27 protein-coding genes and 1 tRNA gene are annotated in these 24,241 nt (G+C 72.4%); 9 read left to right on the top strand and 19 right to left on the bottom strand.

Annotated features, from left to right (window positions below; all coding sequences use genetic code 11):
* Nucleotides 1-3: 3 nt before the first annotated feature.
* Together QQX13_RS07840 and QQX13_RS07835 are read right to left on the bottom strand one after the other, a co-directional pair.
* Entirely contained in the window at nucleotides 4-618 is a 615-nt protein-coding gene (locus tag QQX13_RS07840; RefSeq protein ID WP_301119309.1) for a TetR/AcrR family transcriptional regulator, read from the bottom strand.
* Nucleotides 615-1,802, bottom strand: coding sequence for a hypothetical protein (locus QQX13_RS07835; protein ID WP_301119311.1), 1,188 nt, complete (start codon nucleotides 1,800-1,802; stop codon nucleotides 615-617). The genes QQX13_RS07840 and QQX13_RS07835 overlap by 4 nt, the downstream gene beginning before the upstream one ends.
* Nucleotides 1,803-1,880: 78 nt before the next feature.
* Between QQX13_RS07835 and radA the strand changes: the two genes are divergently transcribed.
* Nucleotides 1,881-3,254 (top strand): DNA repair protein RadA, encoded by a 1,374-nt coding sequence (radA, locus tag QQX13_RS07830; protein WP_301119313.1) that lies wholly within the window; start codon nucleotides 1,881-1,883, stop codon nucleotides 3,252-3,254.
* Nucleotides 3,255-3,281: 27 nt separating this feature from the next.
* Here radA and QQX13_RS07825 read toward each other — a convergent pair whose 3' ends face one another.
* On the bottom strand, nucleotides 3,282-3,908 hold the full coding sequence (locus QQX13_RS07825; protein ID WP_301119315.1) for a hypothetical protein: 627 nt from the start codon (nucleotides 3,906-3,908) through the stop codon (nucleotides 3,282-3,284).
* A 59-nt stretch (nucleotides 3,909-3,967) separates the two neighbouring features.
* Here QQX13_RS07825 and QQX13_RS07820 point away from each other — a divergent pair, with 59 nt between their 5' ends.
* On the top strand, nucleotides 3,968-4,873 hold the full coding sequence (locus QQX13_RS07820) for an HhH-GPD family protein (RefSeq protein ID WP_301119317.1): 906 nt from the start codon (nucleotides 3,968-3,970) through the stop codon (nucleotides 4,871-4,873).
* 19 nt (nucleotides 4,874-4,892) lie between these two features.
* Here the strand turns inward: QQX13_RS07820 and QQX13_RS07815 are convergent, their stop codons facing one another.
* From QQX13_RS07815 to QQX13_RS07755, 13 genes are all read right to left on the bottom strand, one after another.
* Nucleotides 4,893-5,906, bottom strand: coding sequence for an aldo/keto reductase (locus QQX13_RS07815; protein WP_301119319.1), 1,014 nt, complete (start codon nucleotides 5,904-5,906; stop codon nucleotides 4,893-4,895).
* 10 nt (nucleotides 5,907-5,916) lie between these two features.
* Nucleotides 5,917-7,056: a neutral zinc metallopeptidase gene (locus QQX13_RS07810; RefSeq protein WP_301119320.1), complete on the bottom strand. Its 1,140-nt coding sequence runs from the start codon at nucleotides 7,054-7,056 to the stop codon at nucleotides 5,917-5,919.
* 296 nt (nucleotides 7,057-7,352) lie between these two features.
* The gene (locus QQX13_RS07805) at nucleotides 7,353-9,866 is read right to left on the bottom strand and encodes an ATP-dependent Clp protease ATP-binding subunit (RefSeq protein WP_301119322.1); all 2,514 of its coding nucleotides are present in this window, start codon (nucleotides 9,864-9,866) and stop codon (nucleotides 7,353-7,355) included.
* Between the two features lie 228 nt (nucleotides 9,867-10,094).
* Nucleotides 10,095-10,520 carry a D-aminoacyl-tRNA deacylase gene (gene dtd / locus QQX13_RS07800; RefSeq protein WP_301119324.1) on the bottom strand — a complete coding sequence of 142 codons (426 nt, stop codon included), beginning with the start codon at nucleotides 10,518-10,520 and terminating at the stop codon, nucleotides 10,095-10,097.
* Nucleotides 10,521-10,527: 7 nt separating this feature from the next.
* Nucleotides 10,528-10,887 (bottom strand): DUF2516 family protein, encoded by a 360-nt coding sequence (locus QQX13_RS07795; RefSeq protein ID WP_301119326.1) that lies wholly within the window; start codon nucleotides 10,885-10,887, stop codon nucleotides 10,528-10,530.
* A 6-nt stretch (nucleotides 10,888-10,893) separates the two neighbouring features.
* A complete protein-coding gene (locus QQX13_RS07790; protein ID WP_301119328.1) occupies nucleotides 10,894-11,325 on the bottom strand; it encodes a type II toxin-antitoxin system VapC family toxin in 432 nt (143 codons plus the stop codon).
* Between the two features lie 2 nt (nucleotides 11,326-11,327).
* Nucleotides 11,328-11,588 (bottom strand): hypothetical protein, encoded by a 261-nt coding sequence (locus QQX13_RS07785; RefSeq protein ID WP_301119330.1) that lies wholly within the window; start codon nucleotides 11,586-11,588, stop codon nucleotides 11,328-11,330.
* A gap of 283 nt (nucleotides 11,589-11,871) precedes the next feature.
* On the bottom strand, nucleotides 11,872-13,011 hold the full coding sequence (gene ygfZ, locus QQX13_RS07780; protein WP_301119332.1) for a CAF17-like 4Fe-4S cluster assembly/insertion protein YgfZ: 1,140 nt from the start codon (nucleotides 13,009-13,011) through the stop codon (nucleotides 11,872-11,874).
* Between the two features lie 25 nt (nucleotides 13,012-13,036).
* Nucleotides 13,037-13,600: a heme-binding beta-barrel domain-containing protein gene (locus QQX13_RS07775; RefSeq protein WP_301119334.1), complete on the bottom strand. Its 564-nt coding sequence runs from the start codon at nucleotides 13,598-13,600 to the stop codon at nucleotides 13,037-13,039.
* Nucleotides 13,601-13,748: 148 nt separating this feature from the next.
* On the bottom strand, nucleotides 13,749-14,108 hold the full coding sequence (locus tag QQX13_RS07770) for a DsrE family protein (RefSeq protein ID WP_301119336.1): 360 nt from the start codon (nucleotides 14,106-14,108) through the stop codon (nucleotides 13,749-13,751).
* A 1-nt stretch (nucleotide 14,109) separates the two neighbouring features.
* On the bottom strand, nucleotides 14,110-14,547 hold the full coding sequence (locus QQX13_RS07765) for a DUF4395 domain-containing protein (protein WP_301119338.1): 438 nt from the start codon (nucleotides 14,545-14,547) through the stop codon (nucleotides 14,110-14,112).
* Between the two features lie 33 nt (nucleotides 14,548-14,580).
* Entirely contained in the window at nucleotides 14,581-15,015 is a 435-nt protein-coding gene (locus QQX13_RS07760) for a thioredoxin family protein (RefSeq protein ID WP_301119340.1), read from the bottom strand.
* An 18-nt stretch (nucleotides 15,016-15,033) separates the two neighbouring features.
* Entirely contained in the window at nucleotides 15,034-15,768 is a 735-nt protein-coding gene (locus tag QQX13_RS07755; protein ID WP_301119342.1) for a hypothetical protein, read from the bottom strand.
* Nucleotides 15,769-15,824: 56 nt separating this feature from the next.
* Here QQX13_RS07755 and QQX13_RS07750 point away from each other — a divergent pair, with 56 nt between their 5' ends.
* Together QQX13_RS07750 and nhaA are read left to right on the top strand one after the other, a co-directional pair.
* Nucleotides 15,825-16,535, top strand: a complete 711-nt coding sequence (locus QQX13_RS07750) for a response regulator transcription factor (protein WP_301119344.1) — start codon at nucleotides 15,825-15,827, stop codon at nucleotides 16,533-16,535.
* Nucleotides 16,536-16,582: 47 nt separating this feature from the next.
* On the top strand, nucleotides 16,583-17,920 hold the full coding sequence (nhaA, locus tag QQX13_RS07745) for a Na+/H+ antiporter NhaA (RefSeq protein ID WP_301119346.1): 1,338 nt from the start codon (nucleotides 16,583-16,585) through the stop codon (nucleotides 17,918-17,920).
* Nucleotides 17,921-17,931: 11 nt separating this feature from the next.
* On the opposite strand, the gene nth is transcribed toward nhaA, so the two are convergent.
* Nucleotides 17,932-18,630: an endonuclease III gene (nth, locus tag QQX13_RS07740; protein ID WP_301119348.1), complete on the bottom strand. Its 699-nt coding sequence runs from the start codon at nucleotides 18,628-18,630 to the stop codon at nucleotides 17,932-17,934.
* Between the two features lie 95 nt (nucleotides 18,631-18,725).
* Here nth and QQX13_RS07735 point away from each other — a divergent pair, with 95 nt between their 5' ends.
* The gene (locus QQX13_RS07735; RefSeq protein ID WP_301119350.1) at nucleotides 18,726-19,130 is read left to right on the top strand and encodes a hypothetical protein; all 405 of its coding nucleotides are present in this window, start codon (nucleotides 18,726-18,728) and stop codon (nucleotides 19,128-19,130) included.
* A gap of 1 nt (nucleotide 19,131) precedes the next feature.
* A complete protein-coding gene (locus QQX13_RS07730; protein WP_301119352.1) occupies nucleotides 19,132-19,824 on the top strand; it encodes a Crp/Fnr family transcriptional regulator in 693 nt (230 codons plus the stop codon).
* Nucleotides 19,825-19,887: 63 nt separating this feature from the next.
* On the opposite strand, the gene QQX13_RS07725 is transcribed toward QQX13_RS07730, so the two are convergent.
* A complete protein-coding gene (locus QQX13_RS07725) occupies nucleotides 19,888-20,361 on the bottom strand; it encodes a RidA family protein (RefSeq protein ID WP_301119354.1) in 474 nt (157 codons plus the stop codon).
* Nucleotides 20,362-20,363: 2 nt separating this feature from the next.
* The gene (sp36, locus tag QQX13_RS07720; RefSeq protein WP_301119356.1) at nucleotides 20,364-20,522 is read right to left on the bottom strand and encodes a Sp36 family protein; all 159 of its coding nucleotides are present in this window, start codon (nucleotides 20,520-20,522) and stop codon (nucleotides 20,364-20,366) included.
* Nucleotides 20,523-20,598: 76 nt separating this feature from the next.
* Here sp36 and QQX13_RS07715 point away from each other — a divergent pair, with 76 nt between their 5' ends.
* The 3 genes from QQX13_RS07715 to QQX13_RS07705 all read left to right on the top strand — a co-directional run bounded on the left by QQX13_RS07715 (nucleotide 20,599) and on the right by QQX13_RS07705 (nucleotide 24,241).
* Nucleotides 20,599-23,190, top strand: coding sequence for a penicillin-binding protein (locus tag QQX13_RS07715; protein ID WP_301153064.1), 2,592 nt, complete (start codon nucleotides 20,599-20,601; stop codon nucleotides 23,188-23,190).
* A gap of 2 nt (nucleotides 23,191-23,192) precedes the next feature.
* Nucleotides 23,193-24,101 carry a metallophosphoesterase gene (locus QQX13_RS07710; protein WP_301153062.1) on the top strand — a complete coding sequence of 303 codons (909 nt, stop codon included), beginning with the start codon at nucleotides 23,193-23,195 and terminating at the stop codon, nucleotides 24,099-24,101.
* Nucleotides 24,102-24,168: 67 nt separating this feature from the next.
* A tRNA-Pro gene (locus QQX13_RS07705) sits at nucleotides 24,169-24,241 on the top strand.

The following is a 24,241-nucleotide window of genomic DNA, read 5'->3' as shown; positions in this document are numbered from 1 at the left end:
GTGTCAATCGCTGAGGTCGAGGTCCCCGTCCAGGTAGCGCTGGAAGGTGGGGCCGTAGATCGCCGCGAGCCGCTCGACGGGGGCGTCGGCGAGGCTGGGCACGCGCAGCACGTAGCGGCCCATGGCGAGGCCGGCGATCTGGGTGGCGCACGCCGCGGCCCGATCCTCCGCGTGGTCGGGTCGCACCATCCGCAGCAGCACGTCGCGCATCATGACCTGGGCGAACGCGGCGCCCACATCGTCGACGGCCGCGATGGAGGCGAGGATCGCTCGCAGCCGGGCGCCGATCACCGGGTCGTCCCAGAGCGAGAGCGCGAGGCGGATGAACGCCTCGCCGCGCTGCTCCGCCGGGGTCGCGAGCAGCGCGGTCACCGCCGCATCGTCCGCCCTCAGCGGGCGCATGGCCTCGACGAACAGCTCCGACTTCGACCCGAAGTAGTGCCGGACCAGCGCCGGGTCGACTCCTGCCTGGCGCGCGATCCCCCGGAGCGACGCGGCGCCGTAGCCCTGGGTGGCGAAGGCCTCGGCCGCGGCCGCGAGGATGTCTCCGCGGGTGTCCGCGTCGCCGCCCCGTGGCCCCCGCTGGCGGGGGCGCTCCGCGGCGGTGCTGCCGGTCACAGCCCGAGCGCCTCGACTAGGCCGTCGACGGTCCCCGCGGCTCCGACCGCCTCGAAGTACGCCGACCCGTGGGTCCACATCACCCGCGTGTCCTCCTCGTCGGAGAGCTCGGCGCGCTCGCCCACGACCTGGCCGCCGGCGGTCGCGTCGGTCAGCTCGGCGTCGCTCCCCGCCGCGGCGACCAGGGCCAGGTGCGCATCGTCCTCGGTGTAGAGCTGCCGGGCCTCCACCGTCACCTCCTCGGTGCCGTCGGAGTAGGTCAGGGTGTGCCACTCGGCGACCCTTCCCGGCAGCGCCTCGTCCGACGCCGCAGCGTGGGTGTCGACCGCCGTCAGGGCCCACGTGCCGGCCACCAGCGGCATCGCGGCGAGGAACGGCGTCGGCTCCTCGAGCTCGATGGGCTCCACGACGGCGCCCGCCGGGGCGCTCATCACCCGTTGCGCCGGGATGTCGATGGCTGCCGGGTGCAGGGCGGGCCAGAGGATCGCGAGGGTGATCGCCGCGATGGTGAGGAGGCCGATGAGCACCAGGGGCCAGGCGCGCCCGGGCCGGCGCTCCGCGAGGTCGACGGCGGGCGGAGGCGCGGGGGTGTCGGGCGGGGAGCCGGGGCCCTCCGTACCGTCCTCGGACGCGGCGACGCGGGGCCGGTACAGCGGTGTGTCCGCATCCAGGTGGTGTCGGCGGAGGTCCGCGGCCGACGCGATCGCGGGCTCGGGCGTCGACACGCGAGGCTCGTCCCCGGGCGCCGCGGCCGCTCCGGCGAACGTCGGCACCCACCGCGGCTCGGAGTCGCCCAGGTCGGCCGGCGCGGCGCCGTTCGCGTCGACCCGGGGGATCCCGCCCAGGGGGGTCGGCGCTCCGGAGGCAGAGAGGGACGCGTTGGCCGCGGCCGCGCGTCCCAGCAGCTGGATCGAGGTCAGGGGGCCGTCGGCCACCGCGGGCGCGTCCTGGGGCATGGTCTCGAAGGGGCCGCGCGGCTCCGGCGCGACCTCGTCGGGCGAAGGAGACGCCACCGGCGACACGATCACCGACTCGTCGACCTCGACATCGACGGGCTCGGGGGACGGTGCGCTCCGGCGGGGCGACAGCGGCGTCACGGGCTTGGATGGCGCGACCTGGTCGCGCTCCGGCACGTCCGTCGCGTCCCCTGCGCGCGCGTCGGGACCCTCGGGGTGCTCGGTCATGGGGCCAGCGTAGAGGCGCAGTCCGACCGCGCGGCGGCGCCGCACCGCGTGTCACACCGCACGGGTAGCGTGTGCCGCATGGCGACCTCGACCAGGAAGAGCACCCCCGGCTACCGGTGCACCGAGTGCGGCTGGACCGCTGTGAAGTGGGTGGGCCGGTGCGGCGAGTGCCAGGCGTGGGGCACCGTGGTCGAGGCGGGCGCCGCCCCGGCGGGCCCGGCCACCAAGGCCACCGCGGTGACGACGCCCGCGACCCCCCTGCCGCGGGTCGACGCGGCCGCGGCGCGCCGCACTCCGACCGGCGTCGGCGAGCTCGACCGGGTGCTCGGCGGTGGCTTCGTCCCGGGCGCGGTGGTGCTGCTCGCCGGCGAGCCGGGAGTCGGCAAGTCGACCCTGCTGCTGGACGTCGCCGCGCGTGCGGCGCGCGACGGCGGCACGGTGCTCTACGTGTCGGGCGAGGAGAGCGCCGGCCAGATCCGGCTGCGCGCCGAGCGCATCGGGGCCCTGGAGGACCAGGTCCTCCTCGCGGCCGAGACGGACCTGGGCGCCGTGCTCGCCCACCTCGACCAGGCGGCGCCATCGCTCGTGATGATCGACTCGATCCAGACCATCGCCTCCGCGCAGATCGACGGCACCCCCGGCGGCGTCGGGCAGGTGCGCGAGGTCTCGTCCGCGCTCATCCAGGCCGCGAAGACCCGTGGCCTCCCCATGGTGCTCGTGGGGCACGTGACCAAGGACGGGTCGGTCGCCGGCCCGCGCATCGTCGAGCACCTGGTCGACGTGGTCTGCCAGTTCGAGGGCGACCAGCACAGCCCGCTGCGACTCCTGCGGGCGCTCAAGAACCGCTTCGGCTCGGTCGACGAGGTGGGCTGCTTCCAGCTGGTCGACTCCGGCATCGAGTCCGTCGCGGACCCGAGCGGGCTGTTCCTGTCGCACGAGTCGGAGCCGGTGCCCGGCACCTGCCCGACCATCACGCTCGACGGCAAGCGGCCGCTGCCGGCGGAGATCCAGGCGCTGGTGGCTCCGAGCGCGCTGTCGAACCCGCGCCGGGCCACCTCGGGGGTCGACTCGTCGCGCGTCGCCATGCTCCTGGCGGTGCTGCACCGGCGCGTGGGCGTCGCTCTCGCGGCCGACGACGTCTACGTCTCGACCGTGGGAGGCGCCCGGGTCATCGAGCCGGCGGCGGACGTGGCGCTGGCGCTCGCCCTCGCCTCGGCTCGCGCCGACCGTCCCGTGCGGGCCGGCTGGGCCGCCGTGGGGGAGGTGGCGCTCTCCGGTGCGGTGCGTCCGGTCGCGGCCACGGCGCAGCGCGTCGCCGAGGCTGCCAGGCTCGGCTTCACCGACGTGGTGGTGCCGGCCAAGGTCGACGCCGGGCGTCTCGCGGCGGGGATCCGGCTCCACCCGGTGGGCTCCGTCGCCGAGGCGGTCGCGCTCGCGATCCCCGGGGAGTGAGACCCGCCGCGCGGGGCAGGGGCGCCGCTACCCGATCTGGAACTGGAGCCGCTCGGCGGTGATCCCCTGCACGGTCAGCTCGGCGTAGTAGTAGCCGGGCTGCGGCACGTCGTTCGAGCTGCCGCAGCCCTCGAAGGACCACTCGCGGGGCCAGGCCACCGACGTCGTCTCCTCGGCGCCCGGCTGCAGCAGCCAGCTCGTGTCCAGGATCGCGGCGGTCGCGTCGCAGTCGGTCGACATCCACACGCGGGTGTCGCCGGACGTGATCAGCAGGGACGTGTCGACCGTGCCGTCGAGCAGGCACTCGACGGTGCCGATCTGGGTCAGCGTCACGGGGAACGTGACGGCATCGGCGGACACGTCGGGCGTCCCGAGCGCCACCGCGACGTCGGTGGCGGTGCAGTCGGCGATCGCGGCGGGCTCGGCGCTCGTGCTGGTGGTCACGGTCGGGGACGGGGAGGCGCTCGGCGCGGCGGTCGCCGTCGGGGACGGGGTGGCGCTCGGCGCGGCGGTGTCGGCGCCGCTCGAGGTGATCGCGCGGATCGCGAGCCAGGTCACGGCGACGATGACGATCAGCGCGAACGCGACGACGATCCGTCGGCGCCGGTACACCTCCGGCGGCAGCCGCCGCGGCGCCTGGGGCACCTGATCCATCACTCACCTCCGGACTCTGCGTCTACCGTAACCGCGCCCGGGACCGGGAGAATGGCGGCATGCCGCACGAATCCGAGTCCGCCGCCGCGCGCGATGCGCGCATGGTCGCCGCGGTCCTTGAATGGTTCGCCCAGGCCGGCCGCGACCTGCCGTGGCGCGGGGGCTCGGCGACCCCATGGGGGGTGCTCGTCAGCGAGATCATGCTGCAGCAGACCCCCGTGGTCCGAGTCGAGCCGGTGTGGCGCGAGTGGATGGCCCGCTGGCCCGCCCCCGTGGACCTCGCCGCAGCCGAGCAGGCCGACGCGGTCCGAGCCTGGGGGCGGCTCGGCTACCCGCGGCGGGCCAAGCGGCTGTGGGAGTGCGCCGGCGCTCTCGTCGATCGGCACGGCGGCGTGGTGCCCCGCACCTACGAGGAGCTCGTGGCGCTGCCCGGGATCGGCGACTACACCGCCGCCGCCGTGGTGGCCTTCGCGCACGGCGGGCGGTCGGTGGTGCTCGACACCAACGTCAGGCGGGTGATCGGCCGCGCGTGGCACGGGCGCGCCCTGCCGGCCGCGCATCAGACGGTGGGCGAGCGGGCGCATGCGGCGTCGCTGGTGCCACGGGACGATGCGGGGGCGGCCGAGTGGGCCGTCGCCTCGATGGAGCTGGGCGCGCTGGTGTGCACCGCCCGGGTGGCGCGGTGCGACGAGTGCCCGCTGGCCCGGGAGTGCGCGTGGCTAGCACAGGGGCGGCCCGGGCTGGACCTGGCTCCGCGCCGGACGCAGCCATGGCACGGCACGGACCGCCAGGTCCGCGGCCGGGTGATGGCGCTGCTGCGCGCCGCATCGTCCCCCGTCAACGTCACGGGCCACGCGACCCTCGAGGACGTCGAGCCCGGCCAGCTCGACCGCTGCCTCGAGGGCCTGCTCGCGGACGGGCTCATCCGGCTCGACGACGCCGACCGCGGCACCTACACGCTGTGACCGGCCCCGCGCATCGTCGCTAGGCGTAGTACGTGCCGTGCACCGCGTGCGGCTCGATGGCGGCGATCTCCGCCTCCGTGAGCTCGGGGAAGTCGAGGGCCGCCACGTTCGCCTTCAGCTGCGCGACCGAGGAGGCGCCCACCAGGGCCGAGGTGACACGGCCGCCGCGCAGCACCCACTGCAACGCGAGCTGGGCGAGCGACTGGCCGCGACCGGCTGCGATCTCGTTGAGCGCGGAGGTCCGCGCGAGGTAGGTCTCGGTGACCTGCTCCTCGTGCAGGAACTGCGAGTGGGTGATCCGCGAGCCCGCGGGGATGCCCGTCAGGTAGCGGTCCGTGAGCATGCCCTGCGCGAGGGGGGAGAACACGATCGAGCCGGCGCCCACCTGATCGAGCGCGTCGAGCAGGCCGTCCTCGGGGGTGCGCTCGTACATCGAGTACTTGAACTGGTGGATGAGCAGCGGGGTGCCGAGCTCGGCCAGGATCCGGGCGGCCTCCTCGGTCTCCGCCGGGCCGTAGTTCGAGATGCCCGCGTACAGCGCCTTGCCCGAGCGCACGGCCTGGTCGAGCGCCATCATCGACTCCTCGATGGGCGTGTCGGGGTCCGGGCGGTGGTGGTAGAAGACGTCGACGTAGTCGAGGCCCATCCGCGACAGGGACGCGTCGAGGCTGCTCAGGAGGTACTTGCGCGAACCCCACTCGCCGTAGGGCCCCGGGTGCATGTAGTAGCCGGCCTTGGTGGAGACGATGATCTCGTCGCGGTACGGAGCGAGGTCGCGCGCGAAGATCCCGCCGAAGTTGGTCTCCGCGCTCCCCGGCGGAGGCCCGTAGTTGTTCGCCAGGTCGAAGTGCGTGATCCCCATGTCGAAGGCCGCGAGGATGATCCCCCGCTGGCGGTCGAGCGGATGGTGCCCGCCGAAGTTCTGCCACAGGCCCAGGCTGATGCGCGGGAGGCGGAGCCCCCACCGCCCGCAGCGGGGGTAGTCCATGGAGTCGTAGCGGGCGGCTTCGGCAGCGTACGGATCGTTGGTCATGCCTGCCAGACTACGGGTCCACGCCCCGCAGCAGGGCGTCCGTGGCCTGCTCGAGATACCGCCAGCCCGACTCGTCCTCGACCGCCGGGGCCTCGCCCGGGACGTAGACGTCGAGCAGCGCGGCCTTGCCCTGCCCCTCCGTGACCACCAGGAGCATCCCGTGGTACGGATCGCCGCCGTAGACCTGCGCATAGCGGGCGGACACCGCGGTCGCGCCGCGCCACTCCTCGACCTCGCGCGCCGCCACGTCGTCCAGCACCGTGATGCCGTCGCCGGTGAACTCCTCGTCGACCACGGCATGGAACACGTCGACCGCGTCCTGCGAGCTCGCGGGCACCTCGTACGCCACCACCGTGAGGTCCTCGAAGTAGTCGGACGCGGCGCGCGCGAACGGGTAGCCGTCGCGGCTGGTCGCCTCGTTCACGATCGTCATCGACGGCAGGAAGGACACGGAGAAGTCGTCGAAGTCCGCCTCCGCGACCCGGTCCTCCATCGCGATGTACGCGTCGCAGAAGTCTTCGCTGCCCGTCTCGTAGCCGATCCACAGCGCCTGCGTCCGGGCGAAGGGGTCGCCGTGGGCGCCGGCGTCGAACCAGCCGGTCTCGTCGAGGTAGGACAGGTCGACGAGCGAGCTCAGCATCGCGTCCACATCCTCGGGGGACACGCTGACCGTGTAGCCGCCGTCCTCCACGGCGCCGACGAAGATCCCGGCCCTGCAGTCGGCCTGCAGCTCCTCGCCCACGTCGATGCGCGCCTCGAGCCCCTCCAGCAGGGAGACGTGGTGCGCCCACTCGTGCGCGGCGACCAGCATCGCCGGGCCCGGGGAGTCCTGCGAGTCGGACAGCCCCTCGAGCAGGTCGAGGTTGAGCGCGATCGACCGGTCCGCGCCGCAGTAGAACGAGTTGTCGATGTACAGCTCCGGCGGGATCTCGCAGGCGTTCGCCGCCAGCGGGAGGTCGGCCTCGCGGTAGAGGTCGACCGTGGGGGACGTGTAGTCCGGCACCCGCGCGGTCCAGAAGGTGTCCAGCGCGTCGACGGTGTCGCGGGTGACGGCCTCGGTGCCCGGCGCGTCGTCGTCCGCGGGGCCGCCGGAGCACGCCGCCAGCAGCAGGGCCGCGGCGGCGGGGAGGGTCCAGGCCGTCACACGCACGCAGATCAGGGTACGTCCGATTTGTAGGAGTTCGGGCCGATGTGACGGGTGCCACGTCCTCCACCCCCGTCCGACCGGCGCCCGCCGCCCGCCCCCGCATCGTCCGACCGCCCGCGGCCCACCCCCGCCGGGACGCTCAGTACTGCGGCGCCGGCCCCGTGGCGCCGCCCGGGACGCTCATGACCGGAGCCCACCCCCGCATCGTCCCGCCGCCCGCCCGGCACGACGAAGGCCCGGCCCACCCTCGCGGGTGAGCCGGGCCTCGTCTGCGTTCCAAGCCTGGGAGGGGCGGAGCGCTAGTCCTTCTTGGTGGTGACCTCGGGGTCCGTGGTGAGCGGCTCGCCGGTCACGTCGTCGCGGTCGACGCCCTCGAACGTGAACTCGCCGAGGATGCCCTCGCCCTGCGCGTCGACGCGGACGATCTGCCCCGAGGTGACCTCGCCGAACAGGATCTTCTCCGACAGCGGGTCCTCGATCTCGCGCTGCAGCGCGCGGCGCAGCGGACGGGCGCCCAGGACCGGGTCGTAGCCCTTCTCCGCGAGCAGCGCCTTGGCCGCCGTGGTGAACTCGATGCCCATGTCCTTGTCCTTCATGCGCTCGTCGAGGCGGGCGACCATGAGGTCCACGATCTGGATGATCTCGTTCTGGGTGAGCTGCGGGAACACCACCACGTTGTCGACGCGGTTGAGGAACTCCGGCTTGAAGTGCTCCTTCAGCTTGCCGTTCACCAGCTTGACCATGTCCTCGTAGGTGTGGCCGCCCTCGGTCAGCGCCGTGAAGCCGGTCGCCTGACGGCGGGAGATGGCGTCCGCACCCAGGTTGGTGGTCATGATGATGATGGTGTTCTTGAAGTTGACCTCGCGGCCCTGAGCATCGGTCAGCTTGCCGTCCTCCAGGATCTGGAGCAGCGAGTTGAAGATGTCCGGGTGGGCCTTCTCGACCTCGTCGAACAGCACCACGGAGAACGGCTTGCGACGCACCTTCTCGGTGAGCTGGCCGCCCTCCTCGAAGCCGACGTAGCCGGGGGGCGCACCGAACAGGCGGGCCACCGTGTGCTTCTCGCCGTACTCCGACATGTCGAGCGAGATCAGCGACTCCTCGTCGCCGAACAGGAACTCGGCGAGCGCCTTGGCGAGCTCGGTCTTTCCGACACCGGTCGGGCCGGCGAAGATGAACGAGCCACCGGGACGCTTCGGGTCCTTGAGGCCGGCACGGGTGCGGCGGATCGACTGGGCGAGGACCTTGATGGCCTGCTCCTGACCGATCACGCGCTTGTGCAGCTCCTTCTCCATGGTGAGGAGGCGGTTGGACTCGTCGGAGGACACGCGGGTCACCGGCACGCCGGTGGACATCGACAGCACCTCGGCGATCAGGTCCTCGTCCACGACCGCGGCCACGTCGAGGTCGCCCGACTTCCAGGCCTCCTCCTTGCGGGCGCGCTCCTCGGAGAGGCGGCGCTCCACGTCGCGGAGGTTGGCGGCCTTCTCGAAGTCCTGCTCGTCGATCGCGGACTCCTTGTCGCGACGCACGTTCGCGATCTTGTCGTCCAGCTCCTTGAGCTCCGGCGGGGAGGTCATGCGGCGGATGCGCAGGCGCGCGCCCGCCTCGTCGATCAGGTCGATCGCCTTGTCCGGCAGGAAGCGGTCGGAGATGTAGCGGTCTGCCATGGTGGCGGCAGCCACGATCGCGTCGTCGGTGATGGTGACGCGGTGGAACGCCTCGTAGCGGTCGCGCAGGCCCTTGAGGATCTCGATCGCGTGCGACAGCTCCGGCTCCGGCACCTGGATGGGCTGGAAGCGGCGCTCGAGCGCGGGGTCCTTCTCGACGTGCTTGCGGTACTCGTCGAGCGTGGTCGCGCCGATGGTCTGCAGCTCGCCGCGGGCCAGCATGGGCTTGAGGATCGACGCGGCGTCGATCGCGCCCTCGGCGGCACCCGCACCCACCAGGGTGTGGATCTCGTCGATGAACAGGATGATGTCGCCGCGGGTGCGGATCTCCTTGAGCACCTTCTTGAGGCGCTCCTCGAAGTCACCGCGGTAGCGGGAGCCCGCGACCAGGGAGCCGAGGTCCAGCGTGTAGAGGTGCTTGTCCTTGAGGGTCTCGGGCACGTCGCCGCGCACGATCGCCTGGGCGAGGCCCTCGACCACGGCGGTCTTGCCGACGCCGGGCTCGCCGATCAGCACCGGGTTGTTCTTGGTGCGGCGGCTGAGGACCTGCATGACGCGCTCCATGATGAGCTCGCGGCCGACCACCGGGTCGAGCTTGCCCTCGCGCGCCGCCTGCGTGAAGTTGCGGCCGAACTGGTCGAGGACCGTCGAGCCCGCGGGCTGGCCCTCCTGCGGGCCGGCGCCGGTGGCGACCGGCTCCTTGCCCTCGTAGCCGCTCAGCAGCTGGATGACCTGCTGGCGCACGCCGCCCAGGTCCGCGCCGAGCTTGCCGAGCACCTGCGCTGCCACGCCCTCGCCCTCGCGGATGAGGCCCAGCAGGATGTGCTCGGTGCCGATGTAGTTGTGGCCCAGCTGCAGCGCCTCGCGCAGGGACAGCTCGAGGACCTTCTTGGCGCGCGGCGTGAAGGGGATGTGGCCCGACGGGGCGTGCGAGCCCTCGCCGATGATCTCCTGCACCTGCTCGCGGACGCCGTTGAGAGAGATGTCCATGGCCTCGAGCGCCTTCGCGGCGACGCCCTCGCCCTCGCGGACAAGTCCCAGGAGGATGTGCTCCGTCCCGATGTAGTTGTGGTTGAGCATGCGCGCCTCTTCCTGCGCGAGCACCACCACTCGACGGGCCCGATCGGTGAACCGTTCGAACATGTCACCCTCCCTTGAATCGTCCGGCCGGGGCCGGGGGTCGCGGCGACAGCTCCGCCGCGGTGTCTCCAGGCTAACCACGGGCATGGGGCCGGTCTGCCCGATTTCGCCAGGGGCGTGACGATGGTTACCGCGGCGAAACATCGTGCGATCGGTACTGGTCGTCCCGTGGGGGGACGATGCGCGGCCCCAGCAGTGCTGAGTGTCCCGGTAGGAGGGGGAGGGGCGGCGTCAGGCCTCGAGGAGGATGGTCACCGGGCCGTCGTTCACCAGCTCGACCTTCATGTCCGCGCCGAAGATCCCCGTGCCGACGGTGAGCCCGTTCTCACGCAGCTTCTCGACCACCTGCGCGACCAGCGGTTCGGCGACCGGGCCCGGCGCCGCCTGGTTCCAGGTGGGGCGGCGGCCCTTGCGGGAGTCGGCGTAGAGCGTGAACTGCGACACCACGATGATCGGGGCGTCGACATCCGCCGCGCTCCGCTCGTCGTCGAGGATCCGCAGGTCCGCGATCTTGCGGGCGATGGTCGCCACCTGGTCGGGTCCGTCGCCGTGCGTGACGCCGACCAGCGCGAGGATCCCCTGCCGGTCGAACGATGCGGTGACGGTTCCGTCGACCGTGACCGACGCGCGCGAGGCGCGCTGGAGGACCGCCTTCACCCGGCGCTCACCAGCCGCCGGTGGAGCGGCCGCGCGAGCCGCCCGAGCCGCCGGTGGCCGGGCCGAGCTTGGGCTTCACGCCCACGAGGTAGACGATGATGGCGACCGAGGCCGCGAGGCCGCCGATCCAGAACACGCCGCCGCCGCTGGCGCCGAAGATGTTGAGGATCGGGAGCGCGGGCAGGGAGATGAATGCGATCGCGGTGGCGACCGCGAGGATCGCGACCCAGACCATCTTCGAGAGCTTGCCCGCGGAGGAGAAGGACCCGTCGGAGTGGCGGATCGCGTCGATCAGCGCCCAGATGCCGCCCGCGAGGACCGCGGCGGACAGCGCCCAGTTGATCAGTTCCTGAAGGAAGCCCAGCATGGGCACCTACGCTAGCGCAGGCGGCAGCACCCGGAGCCCCTCCGCGCGGCCCGCGGTCGCAAGCCGGCGGTCCCAGGCGACGAACAGCGGCCTCGCCTCCGCCAGCAGCAGCGCGCTCACGAGATGGATGGCGTCACCGGCGCGCAGCGGCCTGCGGTCGACCAGCTCGGCGGCGCGGTCGGTCACCGCCCCGACCACCTCGACCTTCGCGAGCCCGGGCCACAGCTCGGCCCAGCGGTCACGTGCCTGGGCTGCGGGAGCGGCGTCGATCCGGCCGATCCGCTCGGCGGACGCGAGCACGGAGCGGACCTCCGCATCGGCGATCCGCGAGGTGACCAGGGCGTCGGCGCCCTTCCACACGGCGACCGCGAGGTCGGAGCCGGTCTCGAGGACGCAGAGCTTCAGCAGGGCCGAGGTGTCGAGGTAGACCAGTGACATCGCTACCTGCGCAGGCGTCCGAGCAGGCTGGACAGCGCGTCCTTGGCGGCCTCCGCCTGCGGCAGGCGGGGCACCGCGCGCTCGTCGGCGGGGACCGCGATCACACCGTCGGCGGCGAGGCGCTCCATGAGCGGCGCCGAGTCGACGCCGCCGAGCCGGGCCACGGCGATCCCGTCCTCGGTGATGACCACGTCCTCGCCCCCACGCGCCGCTGCGAGGGCCTCCTCGATGCGCGAGCCGAGCTCGCCTGCGGGAATCTCCACGCCCTCACCGTAACGCCGGCGCGCTCGGATTGCCGGGAGCGCGCCGCGCGCATCGTCCCGGGCTGGCCGCTCGCGCTCCCCACCCCGATGGACTCTCGGTGCTCGGAACCGGCTGTTCCTGTGCACCCAGCGTCCATTTCGCGGATGTGGGGTGGGCGAGGGGCTGTGTGGAGTGGGCGAGGGGCGGCGTGGAGCTCGCGCGTGGGGTGGGCGCGGCGCGCCACTGCGGGAGCGCCGACCGGGAGCCGGTCCCGAGGGACGATGCGCGCGCCGGCAGGGTCCCTCAGTCGGGCAGGTCGCCGCCGTCCGCCGCGCAGCCCTTGCCCATCAGCAGCCCCTTCATGGTGGGCCCCACCTTCGGGGGCCGGTCGGCGGAGAAGCCGTCCGCGTTCACGATCAGCTCCTGCGCCGCGGCGACCCGGCCGCCGTCGGTCGGCACGGTGAGCGTCATCGACGGGTCGACCGAGCGCTTGAGCACGGCGAGCGCGATGGGACCCAGCTCGTGGTGGCGGGCGGCTGAGGTCACGTGGCCGACCACCGCACCGTCCCTCCCGAGCACGTCCGCGCCGGCCGCGGGGATCTCGTGCGAGGAGCCGTCGAGGTGGAGCAGCGTGAGGCGCCGGGGAGGCCGGCCCACGTTGTGGACCTTCGCGACCGTCTCCTGCCCGCGGTAGCAGCCCTTGTGGAGGTGGACCGCGGTGCGGAGCCAGTCGAGCTCGTGCGGCAGGGTGGTGGCGTCGATCTCGGCGGCGGCGCGGGGACGATGCGCGGCGATCCTGATCGCCTCGGTCGCCCAGGTGCCCGCGAGCGTCCAGCCGGCGTCGAGCCGTGCCTGGATCTCATCTGCGAGCGAGTCCCGGGGCACGAGCACCAGCCGCCAGGCCCGCGTGGCACCGGGGTGATCTGCGGGAGAGGCGGCATAGGTGGTGCCGCCCGCGGCGATGTGAGGCCACGGGTCCACCCAGGTGACGGGCTCGCCGTCGGCGGCGGGGCGCGACACGGCCTCGCCGATCGCCGCCCAGGCCCTCGTCGCATCGTCCACCTCGACGCGCAGCATGAAGCGCATGCGGTCGAGGAACGTGGCGAGCGCGGGTGCGGACTCGGTGAGCAGCCAGGCGGTGGTGCCGTCGTCGATCAGACCGGCGACGTGCTCGATGCGGCCCTGCGGCGACAGGATCATGATCTCGGTGGAGACGCCGGGCGCGAGCGCCGCGACCTCCTGCGTGCACAGCGAGTTGAGCCAGCTCAGGCGGTCCGGGCCGGTCACCGTCACGACTCCGAGGTGCGACTGGTCGACCACCGCGCGGCCTGCCTCGAGCGCGCGCTGCTCGGCCGTCGGGTCGCCGTAGTGCCAGGCGACGCCGGCGTCGGGTCCCTCCGCGGGGACCGCGCCGTGCCGCGCGAGGGTCGGTGAGATGCTCATGTGCGGTGAACGCGCGGGGACGCTCTCAGGATTCCTCGGGCGCGTCGGGGACCTCGGGACCCTCGACGCGCGACAGCCGCGCGCTCGCGTAGGACTGCAGCTCCTGGCCGAACGCCGCGAGGTCCCATGCCCACATGAGCTCGCCGCCGACGTTGCCGTACATGCGGGTCGCGCCGCGGACGTCGGGGCCGGACTCGGTGGCCGCCGCGAACCGCGTGGCGAGGTCGATGCGGCCGTTGCCCACCGCCCCGAAGTACGCGGTGAGCAGGCCGGACGCGTCGGCGAGCACCACCTCGAGCGGGTGCTGGAAGTCCTGAAGGGTGACGCCCTCAGGCGCGGACGGCGCGACGCGCCAGTAGCCGGACTCCTGGGACCAGACCTGGCCGTCCTCGCCGTCGGGTCCCATCAGCGTGATGGTCGACGAGTAGATGAGGTACGGCCCGCCGTCGTGATCGAACACGACCCGCTGGCGGAAGTCGGCGGCGTCGATCCCGGGGTAGTCGACCACGCCGTGGCCCTCCCAGGTCCCGACCACCCACGCGAGCGGGTAGACCTCGGGGGCGAGGTCGCTGGGGATGACGAACGTCACCGGGCGGGACCCTTCACCAGGCGGTAGACCACGATCCCGGCGATCCAGGCGGTGGCGCCGAAGCCCGCGACGGCGAGGGCGGTGAACGTCATCTCAAGAGCGGTCATAGGGGTGAGTCTAGTCGTGGATCCGGGACCTTCGGCAGGGGTCAGTAGACCAGCGCGGTCGCGTCGGGCGCGGTCGCCTCGGCGACGAAGGCCGCGGCGCCGGCGATGCGCGCGCCCTCGATGAGGTCCGCCTCGGTGATCCCGCGCCGCTGCGCGCACTGCGTGCAGACCGTGAGCGTCCCGCCGGCGGCGAGGATCGCCTCGCGCAGCGCGGACAGTGGCGGCGAGTACGCCAGCTCCACGTCCTCCGACCCGAGCACGCCGTGGACGCTCGCCTCACCGGTGAGCCACACGCTGACGGTCCGGCCGCTGGCGGCCGCGGTCGCGGCGACGGTGAACGCCTGCATCAACGCCTCCGGCCGCTCCGCGCCCCAGGTGCACTTGACCACCAGCGCGGGCATGTCAGGCCGCCCGGGTGGTGAGGCGCTTGACCAGCAGGTAGATCTCGCAGCCCAGGCAGAGGTTGAACACGCCGTTGAGGAACGAGGCGAAGGTCACGAAGCCGGTGAAGACGTAGAAGCCGAGGTCCAGGCCGAGCAGGCCGCACGCGACGGCGAGGATCGAGAAGGTGAGGCCCATCTGCTGCGCGAAGCGCGGCGGCCGGAACGACTCGGTCTCCGTGGGCGGCGCGAGGCGGGGACGCACGAACGTCTTGAACACCCACGACTGCACGGTCGCCTGCGGACCCACGATCGCGCCGGGGATGAACAGCACGAGCAGCACCGCCATGATCGCGATGCCCCCGGTGTTGGCGCCCACGAGCAGGGCGGCGACGGAGAACGCGAGCTGGAAGAACGCGCCGAAGCGAGGGCCGCGCGGGTCGAGCTGGAGGTCGTTCATGGGGGGCTCCTGGGGTGGGGACGATGCGGGGGTTCAGATGGAGTAGTCGGTGCCGGTGCGCGGCACGGCTGCGAGGGCCTCGCGCGCCTGGTGCTCGGTGGGGGCTCCCGAGATGCGCGACACGACCACGCCGTCGCCGTCGAGCAGCAGGATGGTGGGGGTGCGCATGATCTCGAGCTCGCGGGCCAGGTCGAGCCGCTCCGACGCGTCGATCTCGATGTGGACCACGCGGGGGTCCTCGGCGGCGAGGCGTCCCAGCAGCGACGCGGTGGGCGGGCACTTCGCGCACATGGGCGTCGAGAACTGCACGAACGTCGCGTGGTAGCCGCGCTTCGCGCCGAGCGTCGCGGAGGACAGCGAGCCCGCTCGCTCGACCTCGTGCGCGACTCCCTGGCGCCGCTGCCACCAGAGCGCGGCGAGGGACGCGACCACCAGGATCGCGACGACGATGAGGACACGGACGAGCATGGACTTCCTTCGAGGGCTTCAGCCGATGAGCAGACGGCCGGCGATGTAGACGAGCGCGCCCGCCGCCAGAACGGGCGAGAGTGCCGATGCTATTCCCGGCATCCAGTCGCGTGGTCGCGGCTCCCGCCGGTACAGCTCCTGCAGCAGCGTGACGATCACCGCGCAGAGGAAGCCCACGAAGCCGCCGGCGTACCAGACCAGGTCCGGGAACAGGTAGCCCGTGCCCAGCCCGAAGCCGGTGCCGGCGACCAGCGCGATGATGGTGTTGAGGTGCGGGTTCGGCGTCGAGACCGCCGCCACGGACGAGGCCGCCAGCGCGACGGCGCCCGCGACCACCAGGTCCTCGGAGCCGTGCGTGCGGGCGGCCGCGAGCCACGCCGCACCTGAGGTCACGACGATGGCCCCCGCCGCGACGGCGGCGACCGAGGTGACGGTCCGTCCCCGTGCGCTCGCGAAGAACACCTCGGAGACGAGCGCGGCGATGACCATGAGGGCGACCGCCGCGACCACGTGGCGCAGGTGGGGCGCGGTCCTGCCCAGTGCGATCGCCGCGAGCGCCAGCGCGCCGCCCACGGTCAGGATCACCGTGGCGTGGCGCTTGCGGGACGCGCGCAGCAGCGCGGGCCATCCCAGGGCTGTGAGCGTGATCAGTGCGAGCACCGCGACCGCGAGATACCTGGTCCCCAGGTATCCGGCGACGCCGACGAGGGCGGCGGCGGCGGCCGTGATGGTCGCCCTCGTCGTCGGAATCATGGGCGTTAGTCTCTCAGACCCCGCGGCGGTACAGTGAAGCCCAATCGGAGGTGGCGATGGCAGACCTGCTCGTGCTCACGCCGTCGGCAGACGGCGCGGCCGATGTCCTGCCTGCCCTCGCATTGCTGTCGCATCGCACCCGCGTGGTCGCGCCCGAGCCGTCGGCGATGCTCGACGCGATGGACGCCGACATCCTGGTGGTCGACGCGCGCGCCGACCTGGTCGAGGCCCGCAACAACTGCAACCTCATCCAGGTGACCGGCGTCGCGGTCCCGATCCTCCTGGTGCTCCGCGAGGGCGGCATGTCGATCGTGAACGCCGACTGGGGCGCCGCGGACGTGGTGCTCGCCGAGGCGTCCCCCGCCGAGGTGGAGGCGCGGGTGCGGCTGCTGATGGGACGCGCGAGCGCCGCCGACCCCCTCGAGCGGGCGGCCGAGTACTCCTCGGGCGACCTCACGGTCGACGTCGGCGGCTACACGGCCCGCCTCAAGGGCGTCCCGCTGGACCTCACGTACAAGGAGTTCGAGCTGCTCAAGTACCTGATGCAGCACCCGGGCCGCGTGTACACGCGCGACCAGCTCCTGCAGGAGGTGTGGGGCTTCGACTACTACGGCGGCACCCGCACCGTCGACGTCCATGTACGCCGGCTGCGCGCCAAGCTGGGCGCCGAGCATGAGCACCTGATCGGCACCGTGCGCAACGTCGGCTACCGCTTCGATCCCCCGCAGCCCGCGCGCACCGCGGCCCAGGGAGCAGCCACCGTCTGACGGGTAGACTCCTGCTGCACCCTCCCCGACGAGATCTTCGGAGCAGCATGCCCACTCGCGCGACGCGCCTCTTCTCCCGCCTGACACCGTCGACGGAGCGCACGCTCGCCGACGTCCTGCGGACCGAACGCGCCGGCGGCATCCTGCTCCTGATCGGCACGGTCGCGGCGCTGGTGCTCGCGAACAGCCCGCTGCACGAGCTCTACGAGTCGGTGCGCGACTTCGTGATCGGGCCGCACGCCCTCCACCTCGACCTGAGCGTCGAGGCGTGGGCGAAGGACGGGCTGCTCGCCATCTTCTTCTTCGTGGTGGGCCTCGAGCTCAAGCGCGAGATCGTGGTCGGCGAGCTCCGCCGCCCGTCGACCGCGATCGTCCCGATCGTCGCCGCGATCGGCGGCATGGCGGTCCCCGCGCTGCTGTACGTCGCCCTCAACCTGGCCGAGGGCGGGTCCCTCAAGGGCTGGGCGGTGCCGACCGCCACGGACATCGCCTTCGCCATCGCCGTGCTCGCAGTGGTCGGCAAGTGGCTCCCCAACGCGCTCCGCGCGTTCCTGCTGACGCTCGCCGTGGTGGACGACCTGCTCGCGATCATCATCATCGCCGTGTTCTTCAGCAGCGACCTCAACTTCCTGTGGCTGGCGGTGTCCGCGGTGCTGATCGTCGGATTCGGCCTGGTGATCCGCAAGGGCTGGACCTCGCCGTTCCTGCTGGTGCCGATCGCGTTCGCCGCGTGGGCCTTCATGCACGCCTCCGGGGTCCACGCGACCATCGCGGGCGTCGCGCTCGGCATGATGGTGCCGGCGGTCGCCCGCAAGGGCGAGAAGCACTCGCTCGCCGAGCACTGGGAGCACCTGTGGCGCCCCGTGTCGGCCGGCTTCGCGGTCCCCGTGTTCGCCCTGTTCGCCGCCGGCGTCGCCATCAGCGCGGACGCCATCTCCGAGGTGATCGCGAGCCCGGTCGCGCACGGTGTCGTGGTCGGCCTGGTGATCGGCAAGCCGCTCGGGATCGTGCTCGCCACCTTCCTGGTCGCGACCTTCACCAACGCCCAGCTCGATCGGGGCCTCTCGTGGTGGGACGTCACGGGGATGGGGTTCCTTGCGGGCATCGGCTTCACCGTCTCCCTCCTGATCGGAGACCTCGCGTTCGGCGGGGAGAACGCCGACGTGGTCAAGCTCTCCGTGCTGACCGCGTCCGTGCTCGCGGCCGCGCTCGGCGCGGGGCTCCTGGGCTTCCGCGACCGCTTCTACCGACGGCTGTACGAGCGGCGCTCCACGCCGGTGCCGCTGCCCGCCAACCGGATGGCGAAGCCCGAGGACCTCGCGAAGAGCGTCGGGGTCGACCCCGACGAGGTCGGCGTCGACGAGCACCCGCGCGCGGACCACTAGCGCCCCGGGGGCTACCGCCGGACGCGCGCCCCGGGAGCGGTGGGGCACAGCGCGGCGATCTCGCAGGAGCCGCAGTCCGGCGTGCGCGCCATGCACCGGCGGCGACCGTGGAAGATCACCCGGTGCGACCAGAGCGTCCACTCGCGGCGCTCGATCAAGGCCATCAGGTCCCGCTCGACCACCACGGGGTCCTCGCTCACCGTGAGACCCAGGCGTCGGGCGAGGCGGCCCATGTGGGTGTCGACCGTGATGCCCGGCACGTCGAACGCGTTGCCGAGCACCACGTTCGCCGTCTTCCTCCCCACGCCGCGCAGCGTCACCAGGTCCCGGAGCCGGCCGGGCACCGCGCCGTCGTACCGCTCGACGATGTCGCGGCTCAGCCCGAGCAGCGACTCCGCCTTGGAGCGGTAGAAGCCGGTGGGCTTGATCAGCGCCTCGAGCTCGTCCCGGTCCGCGCCGGCCATCGCCGCGGCGTCGGGGAACCGGGAGAACAGCGCGGGAGTCACCTGGTTCACGCGGACGTCCGTGCACTGTGCGCTCAGCACCGTCGCGGCGAGCAGCTGGAACGGCGTGCCGTAGTCGAGCTCGCAGTGGGCGTCCGGGTACACGTCGGCCAGCGCCCGGTTGATCGCGCGGGCCCGGCGGACGAGCGCGACCGGGGGCGCCTCCTGGTCGCTCCTCGCGACGGTCAGCGGTGCGGGGCGGGACATGGATCTCACCCTAGCGACCGCTCAAGCCTCGCCTGGCCCCGGCCGATACACGGATGTGGCGAGCACACGGCCCGCCGGTCGCGAGGGAGGTGAAGGTGACCCCGTCCTCGACTGCAGACGCCGTCGCCGAGCTGCGTCAGCGACGCCGCGACACACGACGTGAGCTGGCCCGCGTGCGCTGGTGGCGCCGCCTGGTGCAGGCGCGCCGCGACCTCGCCGTCGCGTTCCTGGCGCGACCGGAGATCACGGGTGACGCCGGCCTCGATCTGTCGTGGGAGGCGCTCGCGGCCGGTGCGCCGACGGGCGACGAGCTCTCCCGGGCGCTGTGGCCCGACGCTGCCGGCCTGTCCGTCGCGACCGTCGACGATCTCGACCGGCTCGACGCCGGGCTGGAGGCGTACGAGACTCGCGTGGCCGCGACCCTTGATAATGTGACGGCGCAGATGGTGCGCGCGCTCGCGGACACGCACCGGATGGATGACGGCGAGAAGGGTCCCTGACATGGCCGATGCCGCTCGTGAGGAGCAGCTGCTGCGCTCCTCGCCGCTGTTCGGCGGCATGGATCAGGCGACCGCACGCTCGCTCGTCGGGCAGATGAAGCGCCGCGAGCTCGCCCGCGGCGAGACCATCTTCAACGAGGGCGACGACGGTCACGCCCTGTATGTCGTGGTCAAGGGCAAGATCAAGCTGGCCCGGACCGCGCGCGACGGCCGCGAGAACCTGCTCGCCCTGCTCGGCGTGGGCGACATGCTCGGCGAGCTGTCCGTCTTCGACCCCGGCCCGCGGCTGTCGCGGGCGCACGCGGTCGAGGACTCGATCGTCTACGAGCTGCCGAAGAGCGTGCTCGACGTCTGGCTGGACGACCACCTCGAGATGTCGCGCCACATGCTGCGCGCCCTCGCCCAGCGCATCCGGCGGATGTCGAACACGATGGCGGACCTGGTGTTCTCCGACGTGCCCGGGCGCGTCGCCAAGGCGATCCTCGACCTGGGCCACCGCTTCGGCAGGATGGAGCGCGGCCATGTCACCGTGAGGCACGGCCTCACGCAGGAGGAGCTCGCCCAGCTCGTCGGAGCCTCGCGCGAGACCGTGAACAAGGCGCTCGCCGACTTCGCCTCGCGCGGATGGATCGACGTCCACATCGGCGCCGTCGAGGTGTACGAGCCCGAGCGCCTCCGGGCCCGCTCGCGCTAGCCGCGTCGCGCCGCCCGACGGCGAGGCGACGCGGGACGATGCGGTGGTCGCCGCATCGTCCCGCTACAGGGAGCGAAGCGCGACGGTGAGCTCGACCTCGACCGGTGCCCCCAGCGGGAGTGAGGCGACGCCGACCGCGGAGCGCGCGTGGCGACCCGCCTCGCCGAAGACCTCGACGAGCAGGCTCGAGGCGCCGTTGATGACCGCGGGCTGCGCGGTGAAGCCGGGAGCGGAGGCGACGAAGCCGGTGATCTTCACCACGGACTCGATGCTGTCGAGCCCGCCGGCGGCCTGCGCGGCCGCGGCGAGCGCGTTGAGCGCGGCGACCCGGGCGCACTCGTTCGCGCGCTCCGGGGTCACGTCGCCGGACCGCTGGCCGACGACCCCGACCGCGATCAGGTCGCCCGAGACGAGCGGCAGCTGACCCGACGTGTGGATGAGGTCGCCGATCCGCTTCGCGGGGACGTAGGTGCCCACCGGGGTCGCCACCTCGGGCAGCTCGAGCCCCAGCGCGGCGAGGCGCTGCGAGGCGCTCACGCTCAGCCGACCTTGGGACGCTTGAGGTAGGCCACCAGGCCGCCGGTCGGACCGGTCACCACCTGCACGAGCTCCCAGCCGTCGTCGCCCCACTGGTCCAGGATCTGCTTGGTCACGTGGTCGATGAGCGGCACGGTCGCGTATTCCCACTTCTCAGTCATGCCGCGAGCCTATCCTCCGCGTACCCCGCGCACCGGCCGGACGGGCTCTCAGCATCGCTGACTTAAACTGGAAGGCATGGCTCGTTCCCCTCGCCCCCGCACCCGCGTGACGCTCGTGCAGGTCGTGACCGCTCTGGCGGCGTTCGTCGCACTGTCGATCATGGGGGGATTCCTCCTCGCAGGCGTGGCTCTGCCTGCGGTGACGGTCGCGGGCTCCGCCGCCCAGGGGTCGGCCGAGCTCTTCGAGGAGCTGCCGCAGGAGCTCGACTCGGTGTCGCTCCCGCAGCAGTCGAACATCTACGACCGCACGGGGGAGAACCTCCTCGCCACGTTCTACACACAGAACAGGGTCGTGGTGCCGCTCGAGGAGATCTCGGTGTGGCTGCAGCGCGCGGTGATCTCCATCGAGGACAAGCGCTTCATGCAGCACCACGGCGTCGACGGCGAGGGCCTGCTGCGCGCGGCATACGTGAACCTCACCTCCTCGTCGAGCCCCGGCGCCTCGACGCTCACCCAGCAGCTGGTCAAGAACACGCTGCTGCAGCAGGCCATCGAGACGGAGGACGACGAGGCGATCGAGGCGGCGACCGAGGTCTCCCTCACCCGCAAGATCCGCGAGTGGCGGCTCGCGCTCGCGTTCGAGGAGAAGGTCGACCAGACCTACGGGACCGAGTGCAGCGACGAGGACCCCGCGGTGGACTGCGGCAAGGAGCAGATCCTCGAGCAGTACCTCAACATCGCGCAGTTCGGCACGAACATCTACGGCGCCGAGGCGGCCGCCCAGTACTACTTCTCGAAGTCCGCGAAGGACCTCAACGCGATCGAGGCGGCGACCATCGCGGGCATCACCCAGAACCCCTCGAAGTGGAACCCGGTGCGCTACCCGCAGAACGCGCAGGACCGCCGCGACACCGTGCTGCTGACCATGTACGAGCAGGGCGAGATCACCGCCGAGGAGTTCGACACGTACACCTCGATCCCGATCGAGGACACGCTCAAGGTGCAGCGGCCCAAGTTCTCCTGCGTGGCCGCGGCGGACGCGCCGTTCTTCTGCGACTACGTGACCAAGATCATCAAGAAGGACGAGGTCTTCAACCAGGAGGACTCCGGGCTGACCGGCGCCGACCTGCTCTACCAGGGCGGCCTCGACATCGTCACCACCCTCGACCTCGACAAGCAGAAGGCCGCGAACGCGGCGCTGCGCGAGTCGCTCCCGGCGGACGACCCGAGCGGCTGGGCGATGGCGCTCGTGTCGCTCGACCCGAAGACCGGCGAGATCCTGGCGATGGCGCAGAACAAGGACTTCGACCCGGCGGCCGACACCATCGACTCGACGGCGATCAACTACGCGGTCGACCGTGAATGGGGAGGCTCTCGAGGCTTCTCGCCTGGTTCGACGTTCAAGCCGGTGATCCTGACCGAGTGGCTGCGGAGCGGCCACGCGCTCATGCAGAACGTGGACGGCCGTCAGCAGGAGTACCAGGCGGACTCGTGGACCGCATCGTGCCTCGACGACAACTGGAACGTCGGCGGCGGCACCTGGGAGCCCGGCAACGTCGAGGGCGCCCGCGCCTACCAGCAGACGGTGCTGGACGCGACGGCGAACTCCGTCAACACCGCGTACGCGAACATGGCGAACCAGCTCGACCTGTGCGCCGTCCGCGACACCGCGGAGGACCTGGGCTTCCACCGCGCGGACGGCGCCGACTTCGAGATCGTCCCGTCCGTCACGCTGGGCACCCAGAACGCGTCCCCGCTGACCATGGCGCAGATCGCCCAGGTCTTCGCCAACGGCGGCGTGCGGTGCGACCCGCTCGCGATCCTGTCCGTGACCGACGCCGACGGGAACTCGCTCGACGTGCCGCAGGAGAGCTGCGAGCGCGTGATCGACGAGGAGATCGCGACGGGTGTCGCGTACGCCATGCAGCAGGTGGTCGAGCGCGGCACGGGTGTGGTGGCGCAGCTGGCCGACGGGCGTCCCGCCGCCGGCAAGACCGGTACCGCCCAGCTCAACAAGCACCTCTGGTTCATGGGCTACACCCCCAACCTGGTCGCGACCGTGTGGCTCGGGAACCCCAACGTTGACGAGCCGGGCCGCAACATCACCCTCAACGGCCGGTACTACAACGTGCTCTACGGTTCGTCGCTGTCGGCGCCGACCTGGAAGGCGTACATGGACGTGGCGCTCGAGGGCATGCCGGTCGAGACCTTCGGCGAGCCCAGCGACGACATCCTCTACGGCAACCCGATCGACGTGCCCTACATCGTCGGCCTCACCGCGGACGAGGCGCGGAGCCGGGTGGCGGCCGCGGGCTTCCGGCTCGCGGAGTACCCGACCCGGGTCTTCAGCCAGGCTTATGCGCCGGGCATCGTCGTGTCGCAGTCGCCCTCGGGACAGGCGCTTCCGGGCTCGACCATCTACTTCTCCGTCGCGACCGACGAGCGACCGGACTGGTGGTACAACTGGCCGGACGGCTGGGACCCGAACGTCGCGCCCGACGACTGGTGGGGCGGTTCCTGGCCCCCCGCCGACTTCGCGACCAACCCGCCCTCGGGCTGGCCGTTGACCGACGACGGCTCGGACGACTCCGACGACGGCAACAACGGCAACGACGGGAACAACGGCAACGGTCGCGGCAACAACAACGACGGCAGCGACGGGAACTGACGATGCGGCGCTCCCTCGGCGTGGTCGGCACCCTCGCGCTCGCGGCCGGCGCCGGGTTGGCGTGGGGCCTCGCCGAGGCGCACTCCTTCGTGCTGCGCCGCCACACGGTGCCGGTGCTGCCCGCGGGCAGTCGTCCCGTGCGGATCCTGCACCTCTCGGATCTGCACCTGACCCCGTCGCAGCGGGACAAGGTGCGGTGGGTCCGGGAGCTGGCGGCGGAGCCGCTCGACGCGGTCATCACCACGGGTGACAACCTGGCCCACCTCGAGGCGGTGCCGACGGTGCTCGAGGCGCTCGAGCCGCTGCTGCGCCTCCCGGGCGCGTTCGTCCTCGGCTCCAACGACTACTTCGGGCCGCACCCCAAGAACCCGTTCACGTACTTCGCGAGCCCGACGCGGGTGCGTCCCGAGCCGGTGCGGCTCCCGACGGACGACCTGCGTCGCGGTCTCACCGACGCCGGCTGGCTCGACCTCGACAACGCGCGCGGCGTCGTGCAGGCCGCGGGGTCGATCCTGGACCTGGTCGGGCTCGACGACCCGCACATCGGCCGGGACTCCATGCCGGAGGCCGCCGAGCTCGCCGCGGGCGCGGCGACCCGCATCGGCGTGGTGCACGCCCCGTACACGCGCGCGCTCGACCGGCTCGCGGCCGACGGGGCCGAGCTGATCCTCGCCGGCCACACGCACGGCGGGCAGGTGTGCGTGCCGCTCTACGGGGCGCTCGTCACCAACTGCGACCTCGACACCAGCCGCGCGAGCGGCCTGCACGGCTGGCCCGGAGTGCGACCCGACTCGGGCGGCGCCGGGGCGTTCCTCCACGTCAGCGGCGGGCTCGGCACGTCGCCGTACGCTCCCGTGCGGTTCGCCTGCCGGCCCGAGGCGACCGTCCTGACGCTGGTGCCGCGGTCCTGACCCAGCCCGGGGGCCGCGGATTTCATGATTCGGCCCCGCGTCGGATATCCTAGGCAGGCTCAAAAACCGGGGTGTGGCGCAGCTTGGTAGCGCGCGTCGTTCGGGACGACGAGGCCGCAGGTTCAAATCCTGTCACCCCG

This window comes from Demequina lignilytica, assembly GCF_030418375.1.
Lineage (GTDB): Bacteria > Actinomycetota > Actinomycetes > Actinomycetales > Demequinaceae > Demequina > Demequina lignilytica.
Note: the sequence above shows the minus strand (reverse complement) of the source record. Positions and strands in the feature narration are given on the sequence as shown.

Excerpts from the sequence above, each read along its gene's own strand:
- QQX13_RS07790 (WP_301119328.1), bottom strand. The coding sequence starts at position 11,325 with ATGTCACTGGTCTACCTCGACACCTCGGCCCTGCTGAAGCTCTGCGTC.
- sp36 (WP_301119356.1), bottom strand. The coding sequence starts at position 20,522 with ATGACTGAGAAGTGGGAATACGCGACCGTGCCGCTCATCGACCACGTG.
- QQX13_RS07755 (WP_301119342.1), bottom strand. The coding sequence starts at position 15,768 with ATGATTCCGACGACGAGGGCGACCATCACGGCCGCCGCCGCCGCCCTC.
- QQX13_RS07815 (WP_301119319.1), bottom strand. The coding sequence starts at position 5,906 with ATGACCAACGATCCGTACGCTGCCGAAGCCGCCCGCTACGACTCCATG.
- radA (WP_301119313.1), top strand. The coding sequence starts at position 1,881 with ATGGCGACCTCGACCAGGAAGAGCACCCCCGGCTACCGGTGCACCGAG.
- QQX13_RS07765 (WP_301119338.1), bottom strand. The coding sequence starts at position 14,547 with ATGAACGACCTCCAGCTCGACCCGCGCGGCCCTCGCTTCGGCGCGTTC.
- QQX13_RS07730 (WP_301119352.1), top strand. The coding sequence starts at position 19,132 with ATGGCCGATGCCGCTCGTGAGGAGCAGCTGCTGCGCTCCTCGCCGCTG.
- QQX13_RS07710 (WP_301153062.1), top strand. The coding sequence starts at position 23,193 with ATGCGGCGCTCCCTCGGCGTGGTCGGCACCCTCGCGCTCGCGGCCGGC.
- QQX13_RS07760 (WP_301119340.1), bottom strand. The coding sequence starts at position 15,015 with ATGCTCGTCCGTGTCCTCATCGTCGTCGCGATCCTGGTGGTCGCGTCC.
- QQX13_RS07795 (WP_301119326.1), bottom strand. The coding sequence starts at position 10,887 with ATGCTGGGCTTCCTTCAGGAACTGATCAACTGGGCGCTGTCCGCCGCG.
- QQX13_RS07820 (WP_301119317.1), top strand. The coding sequence starts at position 3,968 with ATGCCGCACGAATCCGAGTCCGCCGCCGCGCGCGATGCGCGCATGGTC.
- QQX13_RS07805 (WP_301119322.1), bottom strand. The coding sequence starts at position 9,866 with ATGTTCGAACGGTTCACCGATCGGGCCCGTCGAGTGGTGGTGCTCGCG.
- ygfZ (WP_301119332.1), bottom strand. The coding sequence starts at position 13,011 with ATGAGCATCTCACCGACCCTCGCGCGGCACGGCGCGGTCCCCGCGGAG.
- QQX13_RS07825 (WP_301119315.1), bottom strand. The coding sequence starts at position 3,908 with ATGGATCAGGTGCCCCAGGCGCCGCGGCGGCTGCCGCCGGAGGTGTAC.
- QQX13_RS07715 (WP_301153064.1), top strand. The coding sequence starts at position 20,599 with ATGGCTCGTTCCCCTCGCCCCCGCACCCGCGTGACGCTCGTGCAGGTC.
- QQX13_RS07770 (WP_301119336.1), bottom strand. The coding sequence starts at position 14,108 with ATGCCCGCGCTGGTGGTCAAGTGCACCTGGGGCGCGGAGCGGCCGGAG.
- nhaA (WP_301119346.1), top strand. The coding sequence starts at position 16,583 with ATGCCCACTCGCGCGACGCGCCTCTTCTCCCGCCTGACACCGTCGACG.
- QQX13_RS07750 (WP_301119344.1), top strand. The coding sequence starts at position 15,825 with ATGGCAGACCTGCTCGTGCTCACGCCGTCGGCAGACGGCGCGGCCGAT.
- nth (WP_301119348.1), bottom strand. The coding sequence starts at position 18,630 with ATGTCCCGCCCCGCACCGCTGACCGTCGCGAGGAGCGACCAGGAGGCG.
- QQX13_RS07835 (WP_301119311.1), bottom strand. The coding sequence starts at position 1,802 with ATGACCGAGCACCCCGAGGGTCCCGACGCGCGCGCAGGGGACGCGACG.